The organism is Phyllobacterium sp., from assembly GCF_037994425.1.
GTDB lineage: Bacteria > Pseudomonadota > Alphaproteobacteria > Rhizobiales > Rhizobiaceae > Phyllobacterium.
Map to the genome: position 1 here is coordinate 1 of NZ_JBBNAM010000334.1, position 3,345 is coordinate 3,345.

General features: G+C 56.1%; 4 protein-coding genes. All 4 read left to right on the plus strand.

Annotated features, from left to right (window positions below):
• Positions 1 to 1,114: 1,114 nt before the first annotated feature.
• The 4 genes from AAAB35_RS22025 to AAAB35_RS22040 all read left to right on the plus strand — a co-directional run bounded on the left by AAAB35_RS22025 (position 1,115) and on the right by AAAB35_RS22040 (position 3,131).
• Positions 1,115 to 1,342 carry a hypothetical protein gene (locus tag AAAB35_RS22025; RefSeq protein ID WP_018860069.1) on the plus strand — a complete coding sequence of 76 codons (228 nt, stop codon included), beginning with the start codon at positions 1,115 to 1,117 and terminating at the stop codon, positions 1,340 to 1,342.
• Positions 1,343 to 1,472: 130 nt separating this feature from the next.
• A complete protein-coding gene (locus AAAB35_RS22030; RefSeq protein WP_113113688.1) occupies positions 1,473 to 1,799 on the plus strand; it encodes a hypothetical protein in 327 nt (108 codons plus the stop codon).
• A 374-nt stretch (positions 1,800 to 2,173) separates the two neighbouring features.
• Positions 2,174 to 2,434 (plus strand): DUF982 domain-containing protein, encoded by a 261-nt coding sequence (locus AAAB35_RS22035; RefSeq protein WP_029867362.1) that lies wholly within the window; start codon positions 2,174 to 2,176, stop codon positions 2,432 to 2,434.
• 457 nt (positions 2,435 to 2,891) lie between these two features.
• Positions 2,892 to 3,131 carry a hypothetical protein gene (locus AAAB35_RS22040; RefSeq protein ID WP_340670410.1) on the plus strand — a complete coding sequence of 80 codons (240 nt, stop codon included), beginning with the start codon at positions 2,892 to 2,894 and terminating at the stop codon, positions 3,129 to 3,131.
• Positions 3,132 to 3,345 lie beyond the last annotated feature (214 nt).

Here is a 3,345-nt window from a genome sequence, read left to right on the forward strand (position 1 = left end):
CGCTCGCGCTAAGCTGCGCAGCGGACACGGCGCACCAGGCAATGTCGCTTCGGAGGTTCAATTGCCAATCGAAGAGCTTGGTGGCTTTGAGGTGGAAAGCAAGACCTAACTTCTCGAAAAGCTCCCAGAAGAAGGAGCTTGAACTGGCGCGGGAAAGGTTGGCGGCCAACGACGCCGATCGGCGATAGTTCAACCCGCGTTTAGGTTGAAACCCTAACCGTGCCGCGCGGAGGGCGGCTCACGCTTCTCGCCGGACGCTGGGACAACCACCTCAGACAATTCGTCGCAATCCCAGATCTGCGATTTGACTTCTCGCGTCGCGTAACTGTCACACGGTCGTGCTCAAGCATTGCCGAGCGTAGTGGGTGGAGCCCGGCATAAGGGCTTTGCTGCCAACGCTAATTCGCAGAGGCGCTTCCGATGCTTCGCACCGGCTCGGCCTGATAATGCAAACACCAATTGGCGCAACGCTGCCCAGAAAAATAGCGCCTCTATGTCCGGTTTGGGTCGACATCCCAGACCTCAGCGAAGGCGTATTTTTGGAGACGAGTACGATGGCTGACCCTGATCGCTATTCCGGGAGACCGCCGAAGCACGGTCGCGGAGTTTTCATACTGGTTGTTATGGTAGCAGCCTTGGCGCTCCTTGCGGGATGGTTTTCTGGATTTTTGGGCTGAGCTGGCGACAATTGGCATAGGGCGCGCGGCAAGAACTCTAATGTCCGTTCTTCGTGTTGGGTGTCCTCGCAGCGGACGGTCGGCCATCGTGAAGAGTTTCGGGCGCCGGCAGGCGCCGCCACTGCAATCTACGCGCGGTCCGGCTGGCCGGGAATTTCCTTCCTGGGAACAACATTCAGCGGTGTTGCACTCGCAATATGGATCACGCCTATTTTCAGCGAGCGCAGATCGAGAAATTCGTCGTCTTTGGGTCTCCTTGAGGAAGAGCGCTTTGGGCGGTTGACTGCAGTGCAGACCAGCAGCAGCTCGCGGCGAGAGACCACCGACCCACTTTCAGTGCGAAAATCCTCTATGGTAGGCTGGCCGGGAGCGGTGAGGCATCTATATCGGATCTCATGTGATCTGGCGACGAGTGGTTGCCAGCATGGAGCGTGACAATGGCAAGTCTCGAATTGGCGAAGGTTGAGGAGCGGCCCGGTGGACAACTTCTATTTAATGTTCGCATGACCGCGACCGCGGCCAAGATAGAATTGCCGATCTTAGTTATGGATCAAGGATCAATCGCCTTGAATGAAAGAACCGTTCTTCAGTCCGCACTCGGTTTTGCCGAAGAACTAGAGGGTTCGATCCGGTTCCGTCTTGAGGTCGAGCAACAGGACCTCTAGTTCGAAGCCCCAGAATGAAACTCGTTGCTATGTCGCCAGCGAGCGCGTAGGATTCCTTTGTCAATGGCATTTGAAGCGGGCGCCGTTGCGTAAAGGTTGAATACCTTCGCCCCAACCAAAGGAGGACCATATGTCTTCCAAACACCCCCACGAATATCTTGATGCAACAGACATGACGATGCTGGAAGGCGTGCTTGAACAAGCGGGATATCGCTGCTCGGGGACTGAGATGGACAGCGAAACACTTGAGGCGGCGAGGTTCCTTCTGCGCCTGGTCCGGAAGGGGATAGTCAGTGAAGAGGAGCTGGGGATCGCTTTAATTGCTAGAGACAGGGGCGTCGCCGGTGGCGAGGAAATGTTTGAGGCGACGGCGGACCATTCTCTTGATCGCTGGACAAACGAGGGCGGAAGCGCGGCTAATCGGCCGGATGCTTTTAACGCTCGCGATCAGACCTGAAAGTCTCCGCAGTTCCGCTCCAGCGCCGCAGGCGGGTGTCCCGCTGGCATTTGAATATGAACTGGTGTTACTCGATGAAAAACACACATTTTCGCGACAGGGATCTGAGGTTTGCCGAACGCGTCGTTGCAATAATCGACCGGCGGCTGTGCAGACAGGTAGCCGTTTTCAATCGAACACGGGCAAACGGTTTGCCAACGGACCAGGAAATTGCGCTGTTGGCGAGGCTCTATGACAGCAAACGACGAGCTGCTGATCGACTTAAACACGTTCAAGCTTTTCGAGCGTAAAGTCTCAAAGCTAGTCGTCGGCGCTAGAGCCACCACCGGGAAGGCTTCTAGGTTGTATCGTCTTGGGTAAAATTGGAGGATGAGATGTTGAAGCCAATGGATATCCGCCCGCTCGGAGTAGCGATCGACGTAAAGCCAGGCGGCTACCGCGTCGTGACGAATGTTCAGCAGATGGCCGAGATACTTGCCAACAGATGGCCGGACGATAAGCGGAACGACGGTTGGGAAGCGGCTCGCGCCGCATGCGCAAGTGCGCTAGAAACATGGTCCAACGCCGAGGGAGCGCGAGCCACCTTCATCACGGCGGCGGAAAAATCCAACATCCGCGTTAATGCGGATGCGTAGTTCGCCAGGCGGAACCAAACGCAGTTTCATTCGTTTGAGCGGATGGAACGGCAATCTTCCACCTCCGCCGTTTCCTTCTCACACTGCAATGCCTAAGAGCCCCGCTTGGCCCCCCACGCCGACGGGGTACTATTCTGTCCACGACGAGCAAACACCAAGCCGTTGTTTGAGACGCTTGCCTATGGATGACTGCGGGAGCGCCCGTCAGACTAAAGTCCAAACGAGATTCAGGCTCCAGTCCGATTTCTTCAGCGAACAATGACAGGCAATCTTGGTTGATGCGAGTCGCACAGCCCAAGACCCGCGCGGCGACAGATCAAGGACTTCCCGGTCCCGCCGACCAGGAAAGTCCTTTTGCGAGCACAGAGTTTGGGCCGAGAAAAATAAGCAGGTCTAATCGTGAGGCGATGTCCATGGAACGATCGCGAGGCTTGAGCACTCGGAAGGTAAGTAACTGATGGGCATAGACCTGCAAATGGTTCCTAATTCCTCCACCATCAAACTCGCGCTGAAAACTTTGTGCCGTGAGAACGGTGTCGAGCGAGACCGAAGAGCAGTCGCTGCAATCGCGATCCTACTAACGACGCTGTGGCAACAAGGCACATACGACGGGGAAGAACTCCAGCGCCTTGCTCGTGAAAAGCTCGCAGAGGCTACAGCAACACCCAATGGTGGCTCGTATGACGCCCGTCAGTAGGCGCACGAGAGCGTGTGGCTAAAGCGCGTCGCCCGTTTTTTGATTCAGGTTCTCGAATCGGCCGATTTGTGATTCCTTCTTAGCTGAAAGGAGGTGACATGAAAGAGGTCGCCTCTGGAGAGAACGGATCACTGAGATGCAGGTGATGATCGAGGGACAGTCACGCCTCCAGCCTTTCGGCTTATCCTGTTGGGGTTCGGAAAATCTCAACAGG